This is a genomic window from Hydrogenophaga taeniospiralis, from assembly GCF_020510445.1.
In the GTDB taxonomy this organism is placed as follows: Bacteria; Pseudomonadota; Gammaproteobacteria; order Burkholderiales; family Burkholderiaceae_C; genus Hydrogenophaga.
This window is the reverse complement of the sequence record NZ_JAHBAG010000001.1, coordinates 1,352,545-1,374,496: the sequence shown is the minus strand read 5'-3', so window position 1 is coordinate 1,374,496 and position 21,952 is coordinate 1,352,545. Positions and strand designations below refer to the sequence as shown.

Genomic DNA, 21,952 nt, shown 5'->3' with positions numbered 1-21,952 from the left:
TGCCTTCAGGGAGAGTTCATCATGTATGTGGAACCCGTTGAGTCGGCGGCCCCGCCGCGACATCTGAAACCCGCCACGCTGGCCCGGTGCATCGGCGAGCTGCCTTCGCTGCCCGGCGCCTTCATCGCGGCGGTCGAAGCGCTGAGCAAGGACGACGCACCGGCTTCGACCTGCATCGAAGCGATCGAGCGCGATCAAGCGCTGTCCGTACGCATCCTGCGGCTGGCCAACTCCGCGTTCTATGGGGCGCAGGGGCAGGTCGCCAGCATCGGCGATGCCGTGCAGATGCTGGGCCTGCGAACCGTGGCGAGCACGCTGGCGGCCATTTCCCTGCGGTCCAGCTTCGGGGCGGTGCGGTGCGAGGGGTTCAGCTTCGACACCTATTGGCGCCACACCTTGTGCACCGCCATCTCGGCCAGGGAATTGGCCCGGATCGCGTCACTGGACACCGGCGAGGCCTTTCTGCTGGGCTTGCTGCACGACGTGGGCAAGCTGATTCTGGCCATCACCAGCCCGGAACTGGAGGCACAGGCGCTGCGGCTCTGCGCGGCCGAAGGGCTGGCCTTGCACGAGGCGGAGCAGCGGGTGCTCGGTGTGTCACACGCCGAGGTCGGCGCCACCGTGGCCCAGCAATGGAACTTCCCGGCCACCCTCTCGGCGGCGATTGCCACCCACCATCTTCCGGCTTCCATCCCTGAGGGTGAGCGTCTGACCTTCTCGCACCTGGTGCAGTTGGCCAACCACATGGCCCATGGCCTGGAAGCCGCACCCACCGGGGGCGCGGGTCCGGAAGCGGAGGCCGAGTTCCTGATGGACCCGATGTGGTCCGTCCTGGACGCCAGCGAGCCGCAGCTGCGCCGTCTGACGCAGCGCGTCGTGAGCGAGTTGTCCGTCATGTCCTGTGCATGAACCACGTTGTCGGAGCATCCATGAACCCAGCACTTCAAGGCAGCCTTCTCCTCGTCGATGACGAAGCCCCCATCGTTCGCGCCCTGCACCGTGCGTTGCGCGGCCCCCTGGGCAGTCAGGTGACGATCGTGACGCACTGCAGCGCTGCGGACGCTCTCGCCGAGCTGCGGGTGCGACGGTTTGACGTCATCGTCAGCGATCTGCGCATGCCCAGCATGGGCGGCATGGAGCTGCTGGCCACGGCGGCGGACATGCAGCCCGGGTGCGTGCGGATGATTCTGACGGGAACGGCGGATTTCGCGACCGCCCAGGAGGCGGTGAACCAGTTCGGCCTGTACCGCTACCTCACCAAACCCTGGGACACCGACGAGCTGGTTCATCACGTTTCGTCGGCCCTGGCCTTCAGCCTGGCGCAACGTGCGCAGCAGGATCAGGCCACGCAGTGGGTGGCCAGCCAGGTCAGCGCCGAAGAGCTGGAGCGGCGCCGGCTCGAAGCCCTGGAACCCGGCATCACCCAGGTGGATTGGGACGAACAAGGCTGCGTGATCCTGCCGCTGCTGGACTGATCGGCGATCCGTCCGGCGGCGCATCGCCACGGCCTTCCTTTACGGTGAACAGCAGAAGCAGCGCGGCGGCCATCGCGCAGGCGGTCGAAAACAGGAACGCCGCCCAGGGCGCGATGGCCTGGTAGATCCAGCCAAACACGACGGAGGCGGGCAGCAGGAAGAGGCCGGCGGTCAGGTTGAACCAGCCAAAGGCCGTGCCGCGCCGGTTCTGCGGCGCCAGGTCGGCCACCAGCGCCTTTTCCACCCCTTCGGTCGCCGCCATGAACAGGCCGTAGAAGCCGAACAGGGCAAACAGCACCCAGCCATCGGTGTTGATGAAGCCCAGCGTGGCGTAGAAGATGGCATAGGCCACATAACCCAGCAACAGCAGCCTGACGCGGCCCAGCCGGTCGGAGAGCGCGGACAGGGGCGTGGCGAACAGCATGGCAATGACCGAGACCGCCGCCCACAGCAGCGGCACCTGCGCCTGGGGCACGCCCAGTTCGTTGGCGCGCAGCAACAGGAACATGTTGGAGGAGTTGCCCAGCGTGAACAGGGCCACCACCAGCAGGTAGCGCCGGAAGACCGGGGGCATGTCGCCCAGCCGCCAGTCGAACCCCGCGCTCACCGGGTGTGGCTCGGCCTTCGGCTCCCGGATGGCCAGCGCCAGCCCGACGCAGATGAGCGCGGGCACGATGGACCACAGGAAGATGTCCCTGAGCGACACCTGTGCCGCCAGCAGGCCAAACGCCAGCAAGGGGCCCACGACCGCGCCCGCGTTGTCCATGGCGCGGTGCAGGCCGAAAGCCAGCCCGCGCCGGTCCGGTGTGACGCTGGCGGCCAGCAGGGCGTCCCTGGGTGAACTGCGCAGCCCCTTGCCAACGCGATCGGCGAACCGGATGGCCAGCAGGAAGGGCCAGCTGCTGGCAAAAGCGATCAGGGGGCGCCCAAAGCCGGCCAGGGCATAGCCGAACACGATCCAGGGCTTGGACTTGCGCGTGCGGTCCACAACGACGCCGGAGAACAGCTTGAGCAGACTCGCGGTCGCCTCGGCGATGCCTTCGATGATGCCCAGGGCACGGGGCCCCGCCATCAGCACGGAGGCGAGATACAGCGGCACCAACGGGTAGAGCATCTCGCTCGCGCTGTCGTTGACCAGGCTGATGAGCCCGATGAACCAGACGGTGCGCGGCAGGCTCCAGATGGCTTTGAGCATGGTTGCATCCTTGTGCACGGGCCGCCCAGGCCCCGCCATATTCACGGCAACCGTCGGAAAACACGGGGGGATGTGTCATGATTTTGGGCAACCGCCCAACGTCATCGCAGGCACCGCCCGCGCCTGGGCTCAAGGCTCCGATTGTGTCACTCGATACGCTGATCTCGCGCAACCTGCTCGACACCCAACTGTCCGAGACCGCCTCGGGCCATTGCGCGCTGGTGCTGATGGGCGGCGGCGCCCGCACGGCCTACCAGGCCGGCGTGCTCAAGGCGGTGGCATCCATGCTGGCGAGCCGGGCCCCCACGACCGCCGGCTCCTCGCCCACCCCCTTCCCCTTCCAGGGACTGTTCGGCACCTCGGCCGGCGCCCTCAACGCGGCCTACCTCGCCAGCCACGCCACCGATGGGCTGCACGCCCTGCCCCGCCTGGCCGCGTTCTGGGGCGGCTTGCGTTCGGAGCACATCTACCGGCTCGAAGCACCGGGCTGGGTGCGCGCCAACCGCATCATCGCCGGGCTCACCCTGGCGCGCCAGGTGCGGCGCTACCGCGCCCTGCTCGACACCCTGCCTTTGGTGGACACCCTGCACCGTGCGATCGACCTCGACGGGCTGGAGCGCGCGCTGCAGCAAGGCCACATCGATGTGCTGGGGGTCACCGCGTCCAGCTACACCACGGGCGAACACTGGACCTTCTGCCAGACCCGGCCCGACCACCCGGTGCCGCCCTGGCACCGCCCCGGGCGGCGCGCCGACTTCCAGCCCATCACCATCGAACACCTGATGGCCTCCAGCGCCATTCCTTTCCTGTTTCCGGCCGTGCCCCTGTGGGTGAACGGCCACAAGGAACATTTTGGCGACGGCTCGATGCGCCAGCTCTCGCCCCTGTCGCCGGCCATCCACTTCCGGGCGCGCCGGGTGCTGGTGATCGGCGTGGGGCAACCCCAGCGCTCGGGCCTGGTCGCGCGCGCCAACGACGAACCGACGGCCGGCACCATCGCCGGGCACGCCATGGCCAGCGTGTTCCACGACACCCTGCAGGCCGACGTGGAGCAGGCCCAGCGGGTGAGCGAGACGCTGGCCAGGCTCCCCCCCGAACTGGCCGAGCGCCTGCCCTACCGGCCGGTGCACGTGATGGCGGTGCAGCCCAGTTTTTCGCTCGACGAACTCGCACGCAAACACATCGGTGCCCTGCCCGCGCCGACGCGCAACACCCTCACCGGCCTGGGCGCGCTCGACACCGGCCAGGGCGCCGCCGGCAGCGCCGCCGCCCTGGCCAGCTACCTACTGTTCGAACCCGATTTCGTCAACGCCCTGATCGAACTGGGCGAAGGCGACGCCTGGCGACGAAAGGACGAATTGATGGGGTTTTTCGGCCTCCCGCTGGAGGCCGACGTGCAGGCCACGGTGCCATAATCGGCACCAGTTTCAACCCGCAAAGAGCCCCCATGGAAAGCACACCCCCCAGTTGTGTGCTTTCAGCCTCCCCCGCGACCGTCTGAGCGCTGCCCCTCGCAGCCCCTGAGATTCGGTGGCCGGCCGGCTGAAAGCGCCGCCCGAACCGCCCCGAGGCCCCGCAGGCCTGCCCCCCTCAGACATTCCCCGCCGGGAGCGCCCCATGCTCAACGTATTCACCCTGGCCAATGGCCGTCTGTTCCAGGAAGAGATCGAGTCGCTCGAAGAGCTGGCCCGGTTCAAGCCCATCTGGGTCGACCTCGAAGAACCCACGCCCGAGGAGCGGCGCTGGGTCAAGCAGCACTTCGGCCTGTCGATCCCCGAAGACGCGATGGACGACGACATCGAGGAATCGGCCCGCTTCTTCGAGGAAGACAACGGCGAGCTGCACATCCGCTCCGACTTCCTGATCGATGACGATGAAAGCCCGCATGCGGTGCGCGTGGCCTTCATCCTCAACGAGCACAACGCCGAGCTCAAGAGCCAGGGGGTGCTGTTTTCCATCCACGACGAGGACGTGCCGGTGTTCCGCCTGCTGCGCATGCGCGCGCGCCGCATGCCAGGCCTGATCGAAAACGCCCGCGACGTGCTGCTGATGCTGTTCGATGCCGACGCCGAATACTGCGCCGACACGCTCGAAGACATCTACGACGATCTGGACGATGTGAGCCGCCAGGTGCTGGCCGGCGACGTGACGGACAACAAGGCCGGCGAGGTGCTCTCGGCGATCGCGCGCCACGAAGACATGTCGGGCCGCATCCGCCGCAACGTGATGGACACGCGCCGCGCGGTCAGCTTCATGATGCGCAGCCGCATGCTCAGCGCCGAGCAGTTCGAGGACGCGCGCCAGATCCTGCGCGACCTCGATTCGCTCGACAGCCACACCGCCTTCCTGTTCGACAAGATCAACTTCCTGATGGACGCCACGGTCGGTTTCATCAACATCAACCAGAACAAGATCATCAAGATCTTCTCGGTGGCCAGCGTCGCCCTGCTGCCCCCCACGCTGATCGCCAGCCTCTACGGCATGAACTTCCAGTACATGCCCGAGCTGAGCCAGAAGTGGGGCTATCCGTTCGCGCTGGCACTGATGGTGCTGTCGGCCGTGGTGCCGATGCTGTACTTCCGCAAGCGCGGCTGGTTGCGGTAGGCCCACCCCCGCGCCGGGCTGCGCCCGTCACCCCCTCAAGGGGGCGATGCCTGCGGCCTGGCAAAGCCAGTTCCGCGGCATCCTGGGTCAAGGCACTCCACGCCGTAGAGGACGTTGGTGCCGGGGCACCGCGGAACCGACTCAAGGTGTTGATGCATGCGGCCTGGCGGAACCAGTTCCGCGGCATCCTGGGTCAAGGCACTCCACGCCGGAGGGGGAGTTGGTGCCAGGGCACCGCGGAACCGGCTTTGCCGGGCCGCCAGTGCCGCCCCCTTGAGGGGGTGACGGGCCACGCAGTGAGCCCGGCGCGGGGGTGGGCCATCAAATCATCATCGATTCGATGATGGCGCCGCTGTAACGGCTGGCGACATCGCGCAGGAAGCGCGGGAAGTCCACGTGGGCCGCGTCGTCGGCGCGGTCGGAGATGGTTCGCACCACGGCCAGGGGAACGCCGAAGTCGTGGCACACCTGCGCGAAGGCCGCGCCTTCCATTTCCACCGCCAGCGCCTCGGGCAGTTCGCGCTGCAGGGCCGCGCCCTCCGCCGTGGTCGCGACGAAGCGGTCGCCGCTGATGAGCAACCCCTGGTGCAGGCGTGGCGCGTGCAGGCCGAAGGCCGCTACCGTCTCAGTGCCCAGCTGCTGCGGCAGGGTGTGCAGCATGCGCTCGCAGGCCAGTTCCAGGGCGTCGGTGAGCGCGGCGTCGGCGTCGAAGCGCGCTCGGCCATAGCCGGGCACCTCGTGGCGCGGGAAGAGGGGCGAAGCGTCCATGTCGTGCTGCAGGAAACTGCGCGCGAGCACCACGTCACCCACGTTAACGCCAGCGCCCAGCCCGCCCGCCACACCGGTGAAGACGATGCGGTTCACACCGAAGCGCTGAATGAGCAGCGTGGCCGTGGTCGCGGCCGACACCTTGCCGATGCCGCTGAGCACCGCCACGACATCCTGCCCATGCAGATGGCCCACCCAGAACTCGCGCCCACCCACGATCTGTTTCTGCTCGTCTGGCATCAGCGCCAGCACACTGGCAAGTTCGTCGTGCAGAGCCGAGACAATGGCGATTGGGGCACTGGTCTTCATGCCCGTATTGGAGCAGAAGCGAACGCCTCACCGGCGCGCGGGCCTCGATCCCAAACGCGGTGGAACCGGCTTTGCCGGGCGCCCCCCTGGGGGGCAACGCCGCAGGCGGCGCGGGGGGCTACTTCTTGTCTCTGAGTTCGCGGCGCAGGATCTTGCCCACCGGGGTCTTGGGCATCTCGGTGCGAAACTCCACCACCTTGGGCTGCTTGTAGCCGGTGAGGTTGGCCTTGCAGAAGTCGCGCACCTGCGACTCGGTCAGCGACGCATCCTTCTTCACGATCACCAGCTTGACCGCCTCGCCCGACTTCTCGTCGGGCACACCGACCACGGCGCACTCCATCACGCCGGGCAACTGGGCCACCACGTCCTCGACCTCGTTGGGGTACACGTTGAAGCCGCTGACCAGCACCATGTCCTTCTTGCGGTCCACGATCTTGAAATAGCCGCGCGCGTCCATCACGCCCACGTCACCGGTCTTGAAGTAGCCGTCGGGTGTCATGACCTTGGCGGTCTCGTCCGGGCGCTGCCAGTAACCGGCCATCACCTGCGGCCCCTTGATGGCGATCTCACCGGGCTGGCCCTGGGGCACTTCGTTGCCGTCGTCGTCCAGGCACTTCATCCAGGTGTTCGGCAGCGGCACGCCGATGGTGCCGCTGTATTCGGTGCTGGTGGTGGGGTTGCAACTGGCCGACGGACTGGTCTCCGACAGGCCATAGCCTTCGCAGATCGGGCAGCCGGTTTTCTCCAGCCAGAGCCTGGCCACGGCAGCCTGCACCGCCATGCCACCACCAACCGACACCTTCAGGTTGCTCCAGTTGACGGTGTTGAAATCGGGGTGGTTCGCCAGGCCGTTGAACAGGGTGTTGACGGCCGGGAAGCTGTGGAAGGTGTGCTTGCCCAGTTCCTTGAGCACCGCGGGCAGATCGCGCGGGTTGGGGATCAGGATGGTCTTGCCGCCGGTGCGCAGGGACAGCATCATGTTCACCGTGAAGGCGAAGATGTGGTACAGCGGCAGGGCGCAGACGCTGGTGGGCTGCTCGCCGGCCGGCACGGTCTTCATCACCGGGTCGTTCCAGGCCTCGGACTGCAGCACGTTGGCGATCACGTTGCTCTGCAGCAGCACGGCGCCTTTGCTCACCCCGGTGGTGCCACCGGTGTATTGCAGCACGGCCACGTCGTCGGGCCGGATCTCGGGGCGCTTGAAGCTGCCCCGGGTGCCTTTGGCAATGGCGTCGTTGAAACGCACCGCCTGCGGCAGGCTGAACGCCGGCACCATCTTTTTGACGTTGCGCACCACGTAGTTGACGATCGCGCCCTTGAGCAGACCGAGCAGATCGCCCATGGCCGCGAGCACCACGTGCTTGACCGGCGTGCTGGCGATGCACTGCTCCAGCGTGTGCGCGAAGTTCTCGATGATGACGATGGCCTTGGCGCCCGAGTCCTTGAGCTGGTGTTCCAGCTCACGCGGCGTGTACAGCGGGTTCACGTTGACCACCACGAAGCCCGCACGCAGGATGCCCGCCACCGCCACCGGGTACTGGGGCACGTTGGGCATCATGATGGCGACGCGGTCGCCCTTGACCAGACCCAGCCCCTGCAGGTAAGCCGCGAAAGCCTGCGACAGGCTGTCGGCCTGGGCGAAGCTGAGCTCCTTGCCCATGAAGCTGTAGGCGGGGCGGCCGGCGTATTTCTGAAAGCTCTCCTCCATCAGATGCACCAGCGACGGGTACTGCGCGACATCGATATCGGCGGGTACACCACTGGGGTAAGCGCCCAGCCAGGGACGATCGGCCGTCGGTTCGGTCATGCGTGATCTCCGTTAGTTTTGTTTGAAACCATAACCTGACATTCTCCTTCGGGGCACACGGGCCAGCTCTCGTGTTTTTCCCTTATGAACGACTGACAGCCTACTCTAAAACCTGGGGTGTCCTTGCCTCGGTGCTACAGAAACAAAGAGCCCGTGTCACCACAGGCTCACGGCCTTTTCCGGTGCCGCATCGGCCCGGTGCACACCAAAGCCGCATCCCTCACGGCCCGCCCATCGACGGCGGCCAACGCGCGCTCAGGTCTTCAACGCCACCAGCACCTCGTCGAGCATCTTCTTGGCGTCACCGAACAACATCCGGTTGTTGTCCTTGTAGAAGAGCGGGTTGTCCACGCCGGCGTAACCCGAGGCCATGCTGCGCTTCATCACGATGGAGGTGCGCGCCTTCCAGACTTCCAGCACCGGCATGCCGGCGATGGGACTGGTCGGGTCTTCCTGCGCCGCCGGGTTCACGATGTCGTTGGCGCCGATCACCATCGTCACATCGGTGTCGGGGAAGTCTTCGTTGAGTTCGTCCATCTCGAACACGATGTCGTAAGGCACCTTGGCCTCGGCCAGCAGCACGTTCATGTGGCCGGGCATGCGGCCGGCCACCGGGTGGATGCCAAAGCGCACGTTCACGCCCTTTTCGCGCAGATGCCGGGTGATCTCGAACACCGTGTGCTGCGCCTGCGCCACCGCCATGCCGTAGCCCGGCACGATGATCACGTTCTTGGCCTCGCGCAGCATCTCGGCGGTCTCGGCGGCGAGGATGGGGGTCACCTCGCCGGCCGGCTCGGCTGCCGCACCGCCCGCCGCCTTGGGCGCGGCGCTGGTGGAGCCGAAGCCGCCAGCGATCACGCTGATGAAGCTGCGGTTCATCGCGTTGCACATGATGTAGGACAGGATGGCGCCGCTGGAGCCGACCAGTGCCCCGGTCACGATCAGCAGGTCGTTGCTCAGCATGAAGCCCGTGGCCGCCGCCGCCCAGCCCGAGTAGCTGTTGAGCATGGACACCACCACCGGCATGTCGGCGCCGCCAATGGCCATCACCATGTGCACGCCGAACAGCAGCGCGATGGCGCTCATCACGAACAGCGGGAGCATGCCGTCCTGCAGCGTCTCGGCCTGCAGGAACAGACGGCCGAAATAGATCACCGCCAGCAGACCGGCCAGGTTCATCCAGTGGCGCCCGGGCAGCAGCATGGGCTTGCCGCCGACACGGCCCGAGAGTTTGCCGAAGGCGATGACCGAGCCCGAGAAAGTGACCGCGCCGATGAAGATGCCGATGTAGATCTCCATCGCGTGGATCGTGTGCGCCGCCCCCTCGAAGCCCTTGGTCGCCTCTGGGTCAACGTAGGTGGCGTAACCCACCAGCACCGCGGCCATACCGACCATGCTGTGCATCAGCGCCACCAGCTCGGGCATCTGGGTCATTTGCACTTTGCGGGCGGCGGTCAGGCCGATGGCGCCGCCGACCACCATGGCGCCGATGATCCAGGGAAGCCCGGCGGCGGTGACCTGCGGGCCGAACACCGTGGCCGCCACGGCCAGCGCCATGCCGACCATGCCGAACAGGTTGCCGCGGCGCGAGGTTTCCTGGTTGGACAGGCCGCCCAGGCTGAGGATGAAGAGAATGGTCGCACCAATGTAGGAGACCGTGGCCAGACTTGCAGACATTCAGGGTCTCCTTCTTATTTGCGGAACATCGCCAGCATGCGCTGGGTGACGGCAAAGCCGCCGAACATGTTGATGGCGGTGAGCACCAGCGCCAGCGCGGCCAGGGCGACGATCAGTGTGTTGGGCCGCTCGGTGGCGTTGGCCATGGGCGATATCTGCACCAGCGCGCCGATGGCGATGATGGAGCTGATGGCGTTGGTCACGCTCATCAGCGGCGTGTGCAGCGCGGGCTTCACGTTCCACACCACCATGTAGCCGACGAAGCAGGCCAGCACGAACACCGTGAAGTGCGACAGGAATTCGGCCGGTGCGTAGGCACCCACCAGCGCGAACAACACCGCCGTGACACCGGCCACGATGGCCAGCTTGCCCGCCGGCATCGGCCCCGAAGGCTCGCCGTGGCCCTTCTTGGCCACCGGCGCGGCAGCGGGCTTGGGCGCCGGTTTGGGCGCAGCCGCCAGCGGCGGGGCCGGCCAGGTGATCTCGCCGTTCTTGATCACGGTCAGGCCACGGATGGCGTCGTCTTCCATGTTGACATTGATCACGCCGTCCTTGGTCTTGCACAGCTCTTCGCTCAGGCGGAACAGGTTGGTCGCGTACAGCGTGGACGACTGGCGCGCCATGCGCGAGGCCAGGTCGGTGTAGCCGACGATGGTGACGCCGTGGCGCACCACCGCCTCGCCGGGCACGGTCAGCTCGCAGTTGCCGCCCTGCTCGGCCGCCATGTCCACGATCACGCTGCCGGGCTTCATGCTCTTCACCATCTCGGCGGTGATCAGCTTGGGCGCCGGTTTGCCGGGGATCAGCGCGGTGGTAATGATGATGTCCACCTCGCGCGCCTGATTCGCATACATCTCGCGCTGCGCCTGCTGGAAGCCCTCGCTCATGACCTTGGCGTAACCGCCGCCGCCCGAGCCCTCTTCTTCGTAGTCCACCTTGACGAACTCGCCGCCCAGCGAGACCACCTGGTCGGCCACCTCGGCACGCGTGTCGTTGGCGCGCACGATGGCGCCCAGGCTGGCGGCCGCCCCGATGGCGGCCAGGCCGGCCACGCCGGCGCCCGCGATGAACACCTTGGCCGGGGGCACCTTGCCCGCAGCCGTGATCTGGCCATTGAAGAAGCGGCCAAAAGCGTTGGCCGCCTCGACCACGGCGCGGTAGCCGCTGACGCCGGCCATCGAGGTCAGCGCGTCCATCTTCTGCGCCCGGCTGAGCGTGCGCGGCAGCGCGTCGATGGACAACACGGTGACCTTCTTCGCGGCCAGCTGCTGCATCAGCTCCGGGTTCTGGGCCGGCCAGATGAAGCCGATCAGCGTCTGGCCTTCGTGCATCAGCGCCACTTCGTCGGGCGTGGGGGCGCGCACTTTGAAGACGATGTCGGCGCTGTTCCACAGTTCGGTGGCCGAGCCGGCGATGCTGGCGCCCGCTTCGCGGTAAGCCTCGTCGCTCAGATCGGCCAGTTCGCCCGCGCCCGTTTCCACCACCACGCCAAAGCCCAGCTTGGCGAGTTTGGTGACCACGTCGGGCACGGTGGCCACACGTTTTTCGCCGGGGAAGGTTTCACGGGGAATGCCGATGCGCTGCGGGGTGGCAGCGGCGGTGTCGGTCGGTGCGCCAGAAGTCATGGGCAGGTCCTCAATGCTGGGAGTTCAAAAAACAGGATGGGTGGCCGGTCAGCCGCCGCCGGCCGCAGCAGGCTGCGGCGGTACGACCACCTGGATGGGCGGCATCTCCAGACGGCCGGAGAGCGAATAGACGCTGCTCTTGACTGCGTCCTTCAGCTGCCGCCCCCACACCACGTGGGCGGGCGGCACGTCCTGGGGCAGGGCGCCCACGGCAGCGCTGCCGTCAGCGCTGATCGGAAACACCGTGAAGACGCGCACGTCCACGAACGAGCCCGTGGAGATCGCATGCCGGCTCCACACGGTGTAGAAGGGTGGCAGCTCCGTGCCTTCTTCGGTCTTGAGGGCACCTTCCAGCTGGGGCGCCAGGGCCTTGATCACGCTGGAACCGTTGTACCGGGGCATCACGGTCAGGCACTGGAGGGACGACGCATTGAAGCCTTCATTGCCTTCGCGATAGTTGTGTTCATCCGACTTGCAATTGGGCGAGTAGGCCATGTAGCCACCCCGGCCACCGCCCATGCCTTGCGAATTGGCGCTCACCAGGACCAGCACAGGCACTTCGCTGGCGCTCCCGTCGCGGACAAAAAGCTTGGCCTGCACCGCCAGCGCGCCCGACTTTTCTCCCCCGTAGCTCTGCGCGCGATCCGGCAGCGGCACTTCTTTCCAGCCCTCGTCGGCGAACCGGATGTCCACCCGCCCGACCGAGAACTCGGCCGCGTGGCTGGTCACAGCCCCCCACAGCATGCACCCGCAGACCATGGCCTTCCACATTCTTCTGGACATTTTTGTTGGTTCCCATCGTGTGTGCCGGGCCCTCCGCCCGGTGTCGTCTGTTTTGCCAGCCGGACGCCGTCCCTGGTCGGCGCCAGCACCCGTCCCTGGGCTCTTCTGGCAGCGCGCCAGCTTAACCGACGCGTTTCGGGTCTTCGCCGCCGGCAAGCCCTTGTCGCACAAGGGTTTGTACCAAGCACCGGGTGCGCAGAGGCCACCGCACCCGTGCAACGTTTCATCATGCGGCAAGAACTACCACCTCAAGGGACAGCCAGACGATCGGTCGGGATAATGCCCGAATGAACACCCGTTGGAAACCCAGTGTCACCGTGGCGGCCATCATCGAGCGCGACGGCCGCTACCTGCTGGTCGAAGAGCACACGCCCGAGGGCCTGTGCCTGAACAACCCGGCCGGCCACCTCGACCCCGGGGAGAGCCCCACCGAAGGCGTGACGCGCGAAACGCTGGAAGAAACCGCCCACCACTTCACGCCCACGGCCCTGGTCGGCGTCTACCTCTCGCGCTTCCAGCGGGCCAGCACCGGCGAAGACATCACCTACCTGCGCTTCGCCTATTGCGGCGAACTGGGCGACTTCGATCCACAACGCGAGCTCGACACCGGCATCGTGCGCACCCTGTGGATGACGCCCGACGAGATCCGCGCCAGCGCCGGGCGCCACCGCAGCCCGCTGGTGCTGCGCTGCGTGGAGGACCACCTGGCGGGCCAGCGCTATCCGATGGAACTGGTGCACACCGAACCGTCCGTGAACGCGCCCGGCGGCGCAGACCCTTTGCCGCCGGCCACGCCGTCGCTATGATCTCCGGCGTTCGGTGCCTTCGGCTCACCCACCTTGGAACACCCCGCCGCCCCGCCTCAGCTCAACCGTGACCTGCTCGACATGATGGCCCGCGGGGTGTCGGTCATCGTCAGTGCCTGCGGGCACGACCTCACCCCCAGCGTCATGCGGGCACTGGGCAGCCAGATCAGCGCTTCGGGCGACTTCGTCACGGTCTACCTCGGGCAGCGCCCCTCGGCGCAGTTGCTGCGCGACGTGGCCGCCAGCGGCCGCATGGCGGTGGTGTTCAGCGAGCCCAGCACCCACCGCACGGTGCAGCTCAAGACCCGCCGCGCCCGGTTGCGCGAGGCGCGCCCGGAAGACGCCGCCGTGCTGCAGCGCTACCGGCTCGCCATGCAGCAGGAGCTGGGTGGCCTTGGTTTCGGCCCGGCGTTCGTCTCGGCGATGTTCGCGCACCGGATCGACGACGTGGTGGCGGTGGAATTCACCCCCGACGAAGCCTTTGACCAGACGCCCGGGCCCCGCGCTGGCCAGCCCCTGGGTGGGCCGGCCCCATGAGCGCGGTGGACCTGGCCGAGCTGCGGCCCTGCCTGGAAGGCGCGATCCCGGCCATGATGGCCACCTGTGCGGCCGACGGCACACCCAACGTCGCCTACATATCCCAGGTGTTCTACGTCGACGAGCGGCACGTGGCGCTGTCGTTCCAGTTCTTCAACAAGACGCGCAAGAACCTGCTGGCGCAACCGCGCTCCACGGTGTTGGTGCTGCATCCACTGACGGCGTGCTTCTACCGCCTGCACCTGCGCTACCTGCGCACCGAAGACAGCGGCCCGGTGTTTGAAAGCATGAAGGCCCAGCTGGCGGGCATTGCCTCGCACAGCGGCATGGCCCATGTGTTTCGCCTGCTGGGCTCGGACATCCACGAGGTGTGCGAGATCGAGCGTGTGCCCGGCGACCCTTCGTCCACACCACTGCCGCCGGCGCCCCCGCGCTGCAACCTGCTGGGCGCGTTGCGCCGCGGCAGCGCGCGACTGGCGGCCTGCGCCACGCTCGACGCGCTGCTCGACGCCACCCTGCAGACGCTGGAGCAGGACCTGGGCATCCGGCATGCCATGGTGCTCATCCTCGACCCGGTCACCGAGCGGCTCTACACCGTGGCCAGCCGGGGCTACGCCACCTCGGGCGTGGGCTCGGAGATCGCGCTGGGCGACGGCGTGATCGGCGTGGCCGCGCGCGAGCGCACGCCGGTGCGCATCATGCACATGGCCAGCGCCTACCTGTACAGCCGGGCGCTGCGCGACAGCCTGGCGGGCGATGGCAGCGCGGCGATCAGCACCGACATCCCCTACCCCGGTCTGCCCGAACCACGCAGCCAGTTGGCCGTGCCCCTGCTCTCGGCCGGCCGGGTGCTGGGCGTGCTGTTCGTGGAGAGCCCGCTGGAGCTGCAGTTCAGCTTCGAGGACGAAGACCTGCTGGTCACGCTGGGCGGGCAACTCGCCGCCGGCATCGACCTCATGCAGGAAAGCGCCGAGCCCTGCCCCGACATGCCCGGCACCGAGCACCCCGCCGCGCCCGCGAAAGCCCCGGCCGGTCCACGCCTGCAGGTGCGCCACTACCGCAGCAACGACAGCGTGTTCGTCAACAACGCCTACCTGATCAAGGGCGTGGCCGGCGCCATCCTGTGGAAACTGCTGCAGGACCGGCAGCGCCAGGGCCGCCGCGAGTTCACCAACCGCGAACTGCGGCTGGACCGCGCGCTGCGCCTGCCGGACGTGGCCGACAACCTCGAAGCGCGCTTGCTGCTGCTGCAGCGCCGGCTGGCCGAGCAATGCCCCCAGCTGCACATCGAAAAAACCGGCCGCGGCTGTTTCCACTTCGACACCGCCGGTCCTGTCGAGCTCGAGGACGTCGCCGCCTGAAGCCAGCGGCTTCAGGCCATCACCAGGCCGTCCACCGGCGCCAGACCCAGCCCCTGCGCCAGCTTGGCCCAGTCGCGCTCCGCCAGTTGCGCGCGCACCCCGTCCAGCACCGCCTGGAACACCGGGGCCGGTGCGCCCTGGCGCATGCCGCCCAGCATCTCCAGCCGTTCCGGCGCGTTCATGTGCGGCAGCATCCAGCGCATCACCAGCATCATTTCGGCCGGCGGCACGGTGGCCAGCAGGCCGTCGTGGATGCCCACCAGCTCGGCGTCGCTGAAGGCTTGCCAGAGGGCGGTGTTGTGCACGGTCTCTTCGGTGTGCATGTGCTGCAGGTTCTCGGCCACGAACAGCGCCAGCGCCAGGTACAGATTCTGCAGCGCCAGCGCGCACGCGGCCGGCGCCCGCCCCTGCAGACCATCGGCCATGGAGCGCAGTCGAGCGATCTGCTCCAGATGCCCGACGTGTTCGTCGGCCACGCCCTCAACCACACCCGGGCTGCGCGCCTCGATGGCCGGGTGCACGAAACCGTTCTCATGGCGCACGTGCGCGGCGCACAGGTCCAGCAGCGCGCCCAGGCGCTCGTGGATGGAAGCCACCTCCTCGGCGTCGGCCGGGTCGGTCCGGCCCACGGCCAGCAGGGTGTCGGTCATGAAGGCGCGCAGGGCCTTGTGAATACCGGCGTACAGATTGACGCGGCCCGTTCCGGCCTCGACGGCCTGGGCGGTGGCGGCGACCTGCGCCAGTTCGTGGGTGTTCGATTGCATGGGATTCCTTTCGCGGGCCAGGCCCGGCTGCTTCGTGGGTGGCGGCGACGCCCCGTGCGTCGCCTGCCATGGAAAGCAGTCTAGGAACCAGCCCTTCGGCGCGCTGCTAAATAGCGCTTAAAGGAACCCTAAAAACATCTTAAGCGCGCGAAATGGACCCGAAGTCAATCCAGACCGCGCACGCGACCGCGCTGCTGCTTGACCTGCGAGCGCGTGGCCTTGCCTTCGAGTCGCCGTTGTTTGGAGCCGAAGGTCGGCTTGGTGGGCTTGCGCGCCTTGGGCAGCGTGGCCACACTGTCCACCAGCGCCTGCAGCCGCTCCAGCGCCTCGGCCTTGTTCTGCTCCAGGCTGCGGCTGGTCTGTGCCTTGATGACCACCACACCCTCGGTGGTGATGCGCTGGTCGCTCAGGGCCAGCAACCGTTCCTTGATGGCCTCGGGCAACGACGACGCGTGGATGGCGAAGCGAAGGTGCACCGCGTTGGACACCTTGTTCACGTTCTGCCCGCCCGCACCCTGCGCGCGGATGGCGGTGAATTCGACTTCGGAAGGATCGATGCGGGGCATGCGCGGCAGTGTGCCACGCATGAAACGACCTGCCGCCGGGCCGCCCCAAGGCAGGTCAGCCCCCGCGGGGGGCAGCGACCCGCACAGCGGCGGAGTGTGGGGGCTCAGTCAATACCGTTCCTTGACACCCGTGACCATGGCCTTCAGGAGGCGGGCGCGCTCAACGCGCCCCATGATGAGCGCGGCCGCCGCGTGCAGGCCCACCAGGATGATCAGCGCCTCGCCGATCCCCTCGTGCAGTTCCTGCAGCCACTCTTCGCCCCAGTAGGCGTCAAGCCCCTGCATCCAGCCGGTCACGCCCAGCGCGAGCACCAGGCCCATGAGCGCCATCATCATCAGCGCGCCCAGCGGGTTGTGCCCCCAGTGGAATTCGGCGCGACCCGACAACACCCCGCGCACGTGGCGCGCGATGCGCCCCGGCGTCGGGAAAAAATCGGTGAACCGCGCATGGCGCGATCCGACAAAGCCCCACACCACCCGCGCCAACACCAGGGCCGAAGCGAGGTAACCCGCCCACTGGTGGACGGTCTCGCCGTCGTCGAGCACGAAGCTGTTCAACAGCACGCAGACCACCAGGGTCCAGTGGAAAACGCGGACAAACAGGTCCCAGACCGGTCGGCTGGCTTCGAGGGTGGCAGAGGGCTTCATCGTTCAATCGGAATCACTTGGTTTCGAGAATGGCCGCGGTGGCGGGATCGAAATAGATTTCGACCTTCTTGCCGTCCTTGTCGAAGCCGTAGATCTCGTAGCACTCGCCCTTGGAGACCTTGAAGGTCTTGATCTGGTAGCCCTTTTCTTCCAGCCCCTTCTTGAACGTGGCTTCGGGCATCCACTTCTCTTTGGGCACATTGCAGGTCGGGCCGGCGAGAGCCACACCGGAGACAGCGATCAACAGGGCGGAGACAACAAATGATTTCATGGAACATCCTTTTTCAATAGCACCCCAGCAAGTGCTGGTGCGCGTATTGAAAGGGGTTCACATGAAGCGAGCCTTAAGAGCCCTGTGTGAAAGTGTGACGACCCGTGAGCACGGTTACAGGAGGACGAAACGCGTGGATTCGGCGCTTCGCGCCATGCCCCACACCACCGACTCAGGCGTGTTCGCTGGGTCGCCGCGCACCGCTGCGCCACAGCAGCATCAACGCCAGCAGGGCCGAGGCCACCATCAGAAAAAGGCTGATGGCGTTGAGCACCGGCGTGGCGCCCTCGCGCATCCGGCCGTACATCAGCACCGTGAGCGGCGAGTCCGAGCCCACCAGCATCAGCGTGGTGTTGAAGTTCTCGAACGACATCAGAAAGGCCATGGCCGCGGCGCCGATCATGCTGGGGCGCAGGTAGGGCAAGGTGATGGTCCAGAGCACCGCGAGGCGGCTCGCGCCCAGGTTGTAGGCGGCCTCTTCGAGCGTGCGGTCGAAGCGGCGCAGGCTGGCCGAGATGGTGAGCGTGGCGATGGTCACGATGTAGCAGAACTGCCCCAGGATCACCAGCGGCAGGCCGGGGCGCAGAAAGTCCAGCTCCAGGCCCCAGGTCTCGTCGGCGAAGTTGGCGATGCGGCTGGCGAAGGCGAGGATGGAGATGCCCAGGATCACGCCCGGGATCACCAGCGGCAACATGCTGAGCAACGCGATGGCACTCTTGCCCGGGAATTCAAAACGCTCCAGCAGGAACGCGTTGCAGGTGCCCACGCCCACCGAGAGCAGCGTGACCCACAGCGCCACCCAGGCGCTCACGCCCATGCTCTGCAACAGTTCGGCGTCGTGCAGCAGACCGGTGCGCGCGTCGCTGCTGGCGGTGAACCAGTCCAGCGTGAACCCCATCCACGGCGGCGTGGGGTAGTCGGCGTTGTTGAACGCGAACAGCGCGACCACCAGCAGCGGCACGAACAGGAACACGAAGAAGCCGGCGACGAAGGTGCCGAGGCCGAAGCGCTGCAAGGCGGGGCGGGGCAGGCTGGGGATCATGTCAGCTCGCCTTCATCACGGCGCCGAAGCGCTGGCCGGTCAGTTTGAGTCCGGCCCACACCAACAGACTGGAGAGGAACAGCAGCAGGAAGCCAAACGCCGCGCCCTGGTTCCAGTTGAAGCGGGTGATGAACTGGGTGTAGATCTGCTCGGTGAACCAGAGCGAGTTCTTGCCGCCCAGCAGCGTGGGCGTGAGGTAGTTGCCCAGGCAGAGCATGAAGACGACGATGCAGCCGGCGGCGATGCCCGGCGCGGCGTGCGGGATCACGATGCGGCGCACGATGTTGGCCGTGCTGCCTCCGAGGTCGTAGGCGGCTTCGATCAGGCTGTCGTCCAGGCTCTCCAGGCTGTTCACGAGCGGGATCACCATGAACAGCAGCGAGGCGTAGACCAGACCCACCAGGATGGTGGCGTCGTGGTACAGCAGTTCCACCGGTTGATCGGCCAGGCCCACGGCCTGCAGCAGGCCCGAGACCACGCCGGTTTCGCGCAGCAGGATCAGCCAGCCCAGGGTGCGCACCATCTCGCTCACCCAGAACGGCAGCAGGCACAGCACCAAGAGCACCAGCCGGGCCCGGCCCTGGGCCACCTTGGCGATGTACCACGCCGCCGGGAACGCCAGCAGCAGCGTGATCACCGTGGCCAGCACCGACATCACCGCCGTGCGCACGAAGGTGTTCCAGTACAGCGGCTCGTCCACGAAGGTGCGGAACTGGTCCAGGCTGGCCGCGTACTCGCCCGGCCCCACGCGCGCCTGCAGCGACAGGAAGAGCAGCTCCACGTGCGGCAGGATCACCAGCCCCAGCAACCACAACAGCGCCGGCGCGAGCAGCACCCCAAGAAGGAAACGGCGGTGCGTGGCGGTGCTCATGGATCAGGCCGCAAAGCACCAGGCCTGTGCGGGCTGGTAGGCGAAATGCACCGTTTCACCGTGCTGCAGATCGGCCAGGCGGCCGGTGAGGGGCAGCGCGATGTGCAGCGGCGTCTGGCTCCGGTGTTCGAGCACCTGCACGGTGGAGTTGCCGCCATCGAACAACACGCTCTGCACGCCGGCGCTCCAGGCGGGAGCGCCCTCGGGCAGCTCGCGCGGGCTGCGCCCGATCTCGATGGCTTCGGGCCGGATGAACACGGTGGCCGACTGGCCAACATCCAGCGTGCCCACACGCTGCGACCACAGGCCCATGCCACTGGCCGTGCGCAGCAGCACCTGCTCGCCGTTGCGCGATTCGATGGTCCCCTCGAAGCGGTTGTTGTTGCCCACAAAGCCCGCCACGAACGCGGTCTGCGGCTGGTAATACAGCTGCTGCGGCGTGCCCAGTTGCTCGAAGCGGCCGTGGTTCATCACGGCGACCTGGTCGGACATGACCAGCGCTTCCGACTGGTCGTGCGTGATGTAGACGAAGGTGGTTCCGACCTCGGCCTGCAGTTGTTTGAGCTCCACCTTCATGTGCTCGCGCAGCTTGAGGTCGAGCGCGCCCAGCGGTTCATCGAGCAGCAGCAGCGCGGGCTCCAGCACCAGCGAGCGCGCGATGGCCACGCGCTGCTTCTGCCCGCCCGAGAGCTGGTCGATGCGCTTGCCTTCGCTGCCGGGCAGGCCCACGCGCTGGAGCATGTCGGTCACCTTGGCCTTGGCAGCGGCACCTTTGATGCCGCGGCGCTCCAGACCATAGGCGATGTTCTCGCCCACGCTCATCATGGGGAACAGCGCGAGGTGCTGGAACACCATGTTGACCGGGCGCCGGTTGGGCGCCACGCCGCGCATGGACGCGCCCTTGATCACGATGTCGCCTGCATCGGGGGCGATGAAGCCCGCCACCATGCGCAGCAGCGTGGTCTTGCCGCAGCCCGAGGGGCCGAGGATGGAGAAGAACGAGCCCCGCCGCACGGAAAAGCTCAGGTCATCCACCGCCGCAAACGCGCCATAGCGTTTGCGCACGGCCTGGATGTCGAGATCGTGCGTGGCGGAGCCGCCCGCGGCCGGTGTCGGCACCGCCACGGCTTACTGAGCGGCCTTGACGCGGTCGAGCACGCGGCCTTCGATGTCTTCGATGCCGGCCGGCACGGCCGGGTACCACTTGATGTTCTTCAGCGCGGCTTCGGGGAAGCTGTCGGCGAACTGTTTCTTGAGCACCGGGTCCATCATCTGGTCGGCGCCCTTGCTGGCGGTGAAGTTGCCGGCCGAGGACGCCACCTTGGCGGCGATCTCGGGGCGCATGTTGAAGTTGATCCAGGCGTAGGCGGCGGCGTCGTTCTTGCCTTTGGCGGGGATGGCGAAGGTGTCCACCCAGCCCAGCGCGCCCGACTTCGGCGCGATGAATTTCACGTCGGGGTTGGCCTTGTTGAGCTCCCAGCCGCCGGTGTCCCACATCATGGCCGTGGTGAGTTCCCCCGAGCGGATGCCGGCGAGCAACTGGTCCTTGCCGTCCCAGTAGAACTTCACGTTTTTCTTGCACTCGGTGAGCTTCTTGCCCATGTCGTCCATCAGCGCGCTGTAGGCCTTGGCGTCGCCGTAGAGGGCAAACGGATCCTTGCCGGAGGCGAAGGCCATGGCGATCAGCGTCGGGCGCTTCAGGCGCATGCTGACCTTGCCGGCGTTTTCGGCCGCGCACAGGTCGGCGTAATCGGCGGCCTTGGAGGTCTTGGTGTTGACCACCAGGCCGTCGGTGCCCCAGATGTGCGGCAGGCCGTAGACCTTGCCGCCGACCGTGGTGTTTTTCTTCGTCGCGTCGAGCATGGACGGGATGAACAGATCGGCCTTGATCTTCGAAAGATCCAGCGGCTTGTAGATCTTGAACTCGGTCTGCGGGCCGGCGATGCGGTCCTGGCTGGGCTGGGCGAGGTCGAAGCCGGCGCCCGCGGTGGCGCGCAGCTTGGAGATCATCTCTTCGTTGTTGGAGGTGGTCACCTCGACCTTGAAACCGGTTTCCTTGGTGAACTGCTCCATCACGTCCTTGGGCACATAACCGCCCCAGGTCAGCAGGCGCAGGGTTTTCTCTTGCGCCTGGGCGCCGCCGGCGGCCAACACCAGTGTGGCCAGAACGAGGGTGGACAACTTGTTCTTCATGGAGGAACTCGCTTTCAGAGTGGGTGTGTGACAGATCGGAACAGAAAGACGCCCGCGAGCTTTGCCGCGGGCGCCCGCCGGATTTGCAGCACGCAGAATCCGGTAAAGGCCAGAATAAGTCAAGGCTGTGAAAGTGGTGTGACAGGCACAGGCCGCGCCGCCGCTCAGCCGGCGAGGTGCGCCACGTCAAAGCCCAGGTGGTGCATGAACTCGCGCAGGATCAGCACCAGGGCGTCGCCCGCGGGGTCGTCGAAGCCCGTGCCGCGCGCCGACACAGCCCCCACGGCGCGCGCCGCCAGCGCCTGGTACCACCGCTCGACCGTGTCCAGCGAAATGGCCTCATGGTCCACCCCCTGAATGGCTCCATCGCGTCGCAAGGGCGCCACTGCGCCACGGGCCAGCGACAGCCGGGCGCCGGCCGGCACGCGGCGGTGCAGCCCTTCGATCTGGTCTTCCACCACCTGAATGGCCTGCTCGATCGCCCACGGCGACGGGCCGCCGCCCGGCCCGCTCATGGGCCACAAGGTGGTCAGCCCGATGGGCAAGGTGAAACGTTCGTCGGCCGCGCCCGGGCGCTGCAGCAAGACGCCGGTTTCCCGCGCGCCGACGTCCAGCCGCAGGGTGGTTGACGTGGCGGGCTGTGACATGGC

General features: G+C 67.2%; 22 protein-coding genes. 7 read left to right on the top strand and 15 right to left on the bottom strand.

Features of this window, described 5'->3' with window-relative positions; genetic code table 11:
* The first annotated feature begins 21 nt into the window (after positions 1–21).
* Together KIH07_RS06740 and KIH07_RS06735 are read left to right on the top strand one after the other, a co-directional pair.
* Positions 22–909 (top strand): HDOD domain-containing protein, encoded by an 888-nt coding sequence (locus KIH07_RS06740; RefSeq protein WP_226491236.1) that lies wholly within the window; start codon positions 22–24, stop codon positions 907–909.
* Positions 910–929: 20 nt separating this feature from the next.
* Positions 930–1,475: a response regulator gene (locus KIH07_RS06735; RefSeq protein WP_226491235.1), complete on the top strand. Its 546-nt coding sequence runs from the start codon at positions 930–932 to the stop codon at positions 1,473–1,475.
* Here the strand turns inward: KIH07_RS06735 and KIH07_RS06730 are convergent.
* Positions 1,420–2,670, bottom strand: a complete 1,251-nt coding sequence (locus tag KIH07_RS06730) for an MFS transporter (protein ID WP_226491234.1) — start codon at positions 2,668–2,670, stop codon at positions 1,420–1,422. The genes KIH07_RS06735 and KIH07_RS06730 overlap by 56 nt on opposite strands.
* A gap of 143 nt (positions 2,671–2,813) precedes the next feature.
* On the opposite strand from KIH07_RS06730, the gene KIH07_RS06725 reads away from it, so the two are divergent.
* Entirely contained in the window at positions 2,814–4,085 is a 1,272-nt protein-coding gene (locus tag KIH07_RS06725; protein ID WP_226491233.1) for a patatin-like phospholipase family protein, read from the top strand.
* A gap of 202 nt (positions 4,086–4,287) precedes the next feature.
* Positions 4,288–5,274, top strand: a complete 987-nt coding sequence (corA, locus tag KIH07_RS06720; RefSeq protein ID WP_226491232.1) for a magnesium/cobalt transporter CorA — start codon at positions 4,288–4,290, stop codon at positions 5,272–5,274.
* 321 nt (positions 5,275–5,595) lie between these two features.
* Here corA and KIH07_RS06715 read toward each other — a convergent pair whose 3' ends face one another.
* The 5 genes from KIH07_RS06715 to KIH07_RS06695 form a co-directional block, all read right to left on the bottom strand.
* Positions 5,596–6,351: a 5'-methylthioadenosine/adenosylhomocysteine nucleosidase gene (locus KIH07_RS06715; protein WP_226491231.1), complete on the bottom strand. Its 756-nt coding sequence runs from the start codon at positions 6,349–6,351 to the stop codon at positions 5,596–5,598.
* A 118-nt stretch (positions 6,352–6,469) separates the two neighbouring features.
* A complete protein-coding gene (locus tag KIH07_RS06710) occupies positions 6,470–8,158 on the bottom strand; it encodes a long-chain-fatty-acid--CoA ligase (protein WP_226491230.1) in 1,689 nt (562 codons plus the stop codon).
* Positions 8,159–8,413: 255 nt separating this feature from the next.
* Positions 8,414–9,835 (bottom strand): Re/Si-specific NAD(P)(+) transhydrogenase subunit beta, encoded by a 1,422-nt coding sequence (gene pntB / locus KIH07_RS06705; RefSeq protein ID WP_226491229.1) that lies wholly within the window; start codon positions 9,833–9,835, stop codon positions 8,414–8,416.
* A gap of 14 nt (positions 9,836–9,849) precedes the next feature.
* The gene (locus KIH07_RS06700; protein ID WP_226491228.1) at positions 9,850–11,460 is read right to left on the bottom strand and encodes a Re/Si-specific NAD(P)(+) transhydrogenase subunit alpha; all 1,611 of its coding nucleotides are present in this window, start codon (positions 11,458–11,460) and stop codon (positions 9,850–9,852) included.
* A 48-nt stretch (positions 11,461–11,508) separates the two neighbouring features.
* Positions 11,509–12,243, bottom strand: coding sequence for a hypothetical protein (locus tag KIH07_RS06695; protein ID WP_226491227.1), 735 nt, complete (start codon positions 12,241–12,243; stop codon positions 11,509–11,511).
* Positions 12,244–12,530: 287 nt separating this feature from the next.
* On the opposite strand from KIH07_RS06695, the gene KIH07_RS06690 reads away from it, so the two are divergent.
* From KIH07_RS06690 to KIH07_RS06680, 3 genes are read left to right on the top strand one after another with little or no spacing between them, the layout of a single operon-like run.
* On the top strand, positions 12,531–13,049 hold the full coding sequence (locus KIH07_RS06690; protein WP_226491226.1) for an NUDIX hydrolase: 519 nt from the start codon (positions 12,531–12,533) through the stop codon (positions 13,047–13,049).
* A gap of 33 nt (positions 13,050–13,082) precedes the next feature.
* Positions 13,083–13,586 (top strand): hypothetical protein, encoded by a 504-nt coding sequence (locus tag KIH07_RS06685; protein ID WP_226491225.1) that lies wholly within the window; start codon positions 13,083–13,085, stop codon positions 13,584–13,586.
* Complete coding sequence (locus KIH07_RS06680) at positions 13,583–14,947, top strand: GAF domain-containing protein (protein ID WP_226491224.1); 1,365 nt, start codon at positions 13,583–13,585, stop codon at positions 14,945–14,947. Before KIH07_RS06685 ends, KIH07_RS06680 begins: the two co-directional genes overlap by 4 nt.
* Positions 14,948–14,958: 11 nt before the next feature.
* Here the strand turns inward: KIH07_RS06680 and KIH07_RS06675 are convergent, their stop codons facing one another.
* From KIH07_RS06675 to KIH07_RS06635, 9 genes are all read right to left on the bottom strand, one after another.
* Positions 14,959–15,711, bottom strand: a complete 753-nt coding sequence (locus tag KIH07_RS06675; RefSeq protein WP_226491223.1) for a hemerythrin domain-containing protein — start codon at positions 15,709–15,711, stop codon at positions 14,959–14,961.
* Between the two features lie 164 nt (positions 15,712–15,875).
* Complete coding sequence (arfB, locus tag KIH07_RS06670; RefSeq protein ID WP_226491222.1) at positions 15,876–16,298, bottom strand: alternative ribosome rescue aminoacyl-tRNA hydrolase ArfB; 423 nt, start codon at positions 16,296–16,298, stop codon at positions 15,876–15,878.
* An 87-nt stretch (positions 16,299–16,385) separates the two neighbouring features.
* A complete protein-coding gene (locus KIH07_RS06665) occupies positions 16,386–16,925 on the bottom strand; it encodes a cytochrome b/b6 domain-containing protein (protein WP_226491221.1) in 540 nt (179 codons plus the stop codon).
* A gap of 13 nt (positions 16,926–16,938) precedes the next feature.
* Positions 16,939–17,196, bottom strand: a complete 258-nt coding sequence (locus tag KIH07_RS06660; RefSeq protein ID WP_226491220.1) for a PepSY domain-containing protein — start codon at positions 17,194–17,196, stop codon at positions 16,939–16,941.
* Positions 17,197–17,368: 172 nt separating this feature from the next.
* Positions 17,369–18,238, bottom strand: a complete 870-nt coding sequence (locus KIH07_RS06655) for an ABC transporter permease (RefSeq protein ID WP_226491219.1) — start codon at positions 18,236–18,238, stop codon at positions 17,369–17,371.
* Between the two features lies 1 nt (position 18,239).
* On the bottom strand, positions 18,240–19,109 hold the full coding sequence (locus KIH07_RS06650) for an ABC transporter permease (protein WP_226491218.1): 870 nt from the start codon (positions 19,107–19,109) through the stop codon (positions 18,240–18,242).
* Positions 19,110–19,112: 3 nt separating this feature from the next.
* Positions 19,113–20,234, bottom strand: a complete 1,122-nt coding sequence (locus tag KIH07_RS06645) for an ABC transporter ATP-binding protein (protein ID WP_226491217.1) — start codon at positions 20,232–20,234, stop codon at positions 19,113–19,115.
* 3 nt (positions 20,235–20,237) lie between these two features.
* Positions 20,238–21,302 (bottom strand): extracellular solute-binding protein, encoded by a 1,065-nt coding sequence (locus KIH07_RS06640; RefSeq protein ID WP_226491216.1) that lies wholly within the window; start codon positions 21,300–21,302, stop codon positions 20,238–20,240.
* A 164-nt stretch (positions 21,303–21,466) separates the two neighbouring features.
* Entirely contained in the window at positions 21,467–21,949 is a 483-nt protein-coding gene (locus tag KIH07_RS06635) for a hypothetical protein (protein WP_226491215.1), read from the bottom strand.
* Positions 21,950–21,952: the final 3 nt, after the last annotated feature.

Coding starts and splice junctions, on each gene's coding strand:
- KIH07_RS06635 (WP_226491215.1), bottom strand. CDS start 21,949: ATGTCACAGCCCGCCACGTCAACCACCCTGCGGCTGGACGTCGGCGCG.
- KIH07_RS06740 (WP_226491236.1), top strand. CDS start 22: ATGTATGTGGAACCCGTTGAGTCGGCGGCCCCGCCGCGACATCTGAAA.
- KIH07_RS06665 (WP_226491221.1), bottom strand. CDS start 16,925: ATGAAGCCCTCTGCCACCCTCGAAGCCAGCCGACCGGTCTGGGACCTG.
- KIH07_RS06680 (WP_226491224.1), top strand. CDS start 13,583: ATGAGCGCGGTGGACCTGGCCGAGCTGCGGCCCTGCCTGGAAGGCGCG.
- KIH07_RS06650 (WP_226491218.1), bottom strand. CDS start 19,109: ATGAGCACCGCCACGCACCGCCGTTTCCTTCTTGGGGTGCTGCTCGCG.
- corA (WP_226491232.1), top strand. CDS start 4,288: ATGCTCAACGTATTCACCCTGGCCAATGGCCGTCTGTTCCAGGAAGAG.
- KIH07_RS06695 (WP_226491227.1), bottom strand. CDS start 12,243: ATGTCCAGAAGAATGTGGAAGGCCATGGTCTGCGGGTGCATGCTGTGG.
- KIH07_RS06730 (WP_226491234.1), bottom strand. CDS start 2,670: ATGCTCAAAGCCATCTGGAGCCTGCCGCGCACCGTCTGGTTCATCGGG.
- KIH07_RS06675 (WP_226491223.1), bottom strand. CDS start 15,711: ATGCAATCGAACACCCACGAACTGGCGCAGGTCGCCGCCACCGCCCAG.
- pntB (WP_226491229.1), bottom strand. CDS start 9,835: ATGTCTGCAAGTCTGGCCACGGTCTCCTACATTGGTGCGACCATTCTC.
- KIH07_RS06640 (WP_226491216.1), bottom strand. CDS start 21,302: ATGAAGAACAAGTTGTCCACCCTCGTTCTGGCCACACTGGTGTTGGCC.
- KIH07_RS06690 (WP_226491226.1), top strand. CDS start 12,531: ATGAACACCCGTTGGAAACCCAGTGTCACCGTGGCGGCCATCATCGAG.
- KIH07_RS06660 (WP_226491220.1), bottom strand. CDS start 17,196: ATGAAATCATTTGTTGTCTCCGCCCTGTTGATCGCTGTCTCCGGTGTG.
- KIH07_RS06710 (WP_226491230.1), bottom strand. CDS start 8,158: ATGACCGAACCGACGGCCGATCGTCCCTGGCTGGGCGCTTACCCCAGT.
- arfB (WP_226491222.1), bottom strand. CDS start 16,298: ATGCGTGGCACACTGCCGCGCATGCCCCGCATCGATCCTTCCGAAGTC.
- KIH07_RS06715 (WP_226491231.1), bottom strand. CDS start 6,351: ATGAAGACCAGTGCCCCAATCGCCATTGTCTCGGCTCTGCACGACGAA.
- KIH07_RS06700 (WP_226491228.1), bottom strand. CDS start 11,460: ATGACTTCTGGCGCACCGACCGACACCGCCGCTGCCACCCCGCAGCGC.
- KIH07_RS06655 (WP_226491219.1), bottom strand. CDS start 18,238: ATGATCCCCAGCCTGCCCCGCCCCGCCTTGCAGCGCTTCGGCCTCGGC.
- KIH07_RS06735 (WP_226491235.1), top strand. CDS start 930: ATGAACCCAGCACTTCAAGGCAGCCTTCTCCTCGTCGATGACGAAGCC.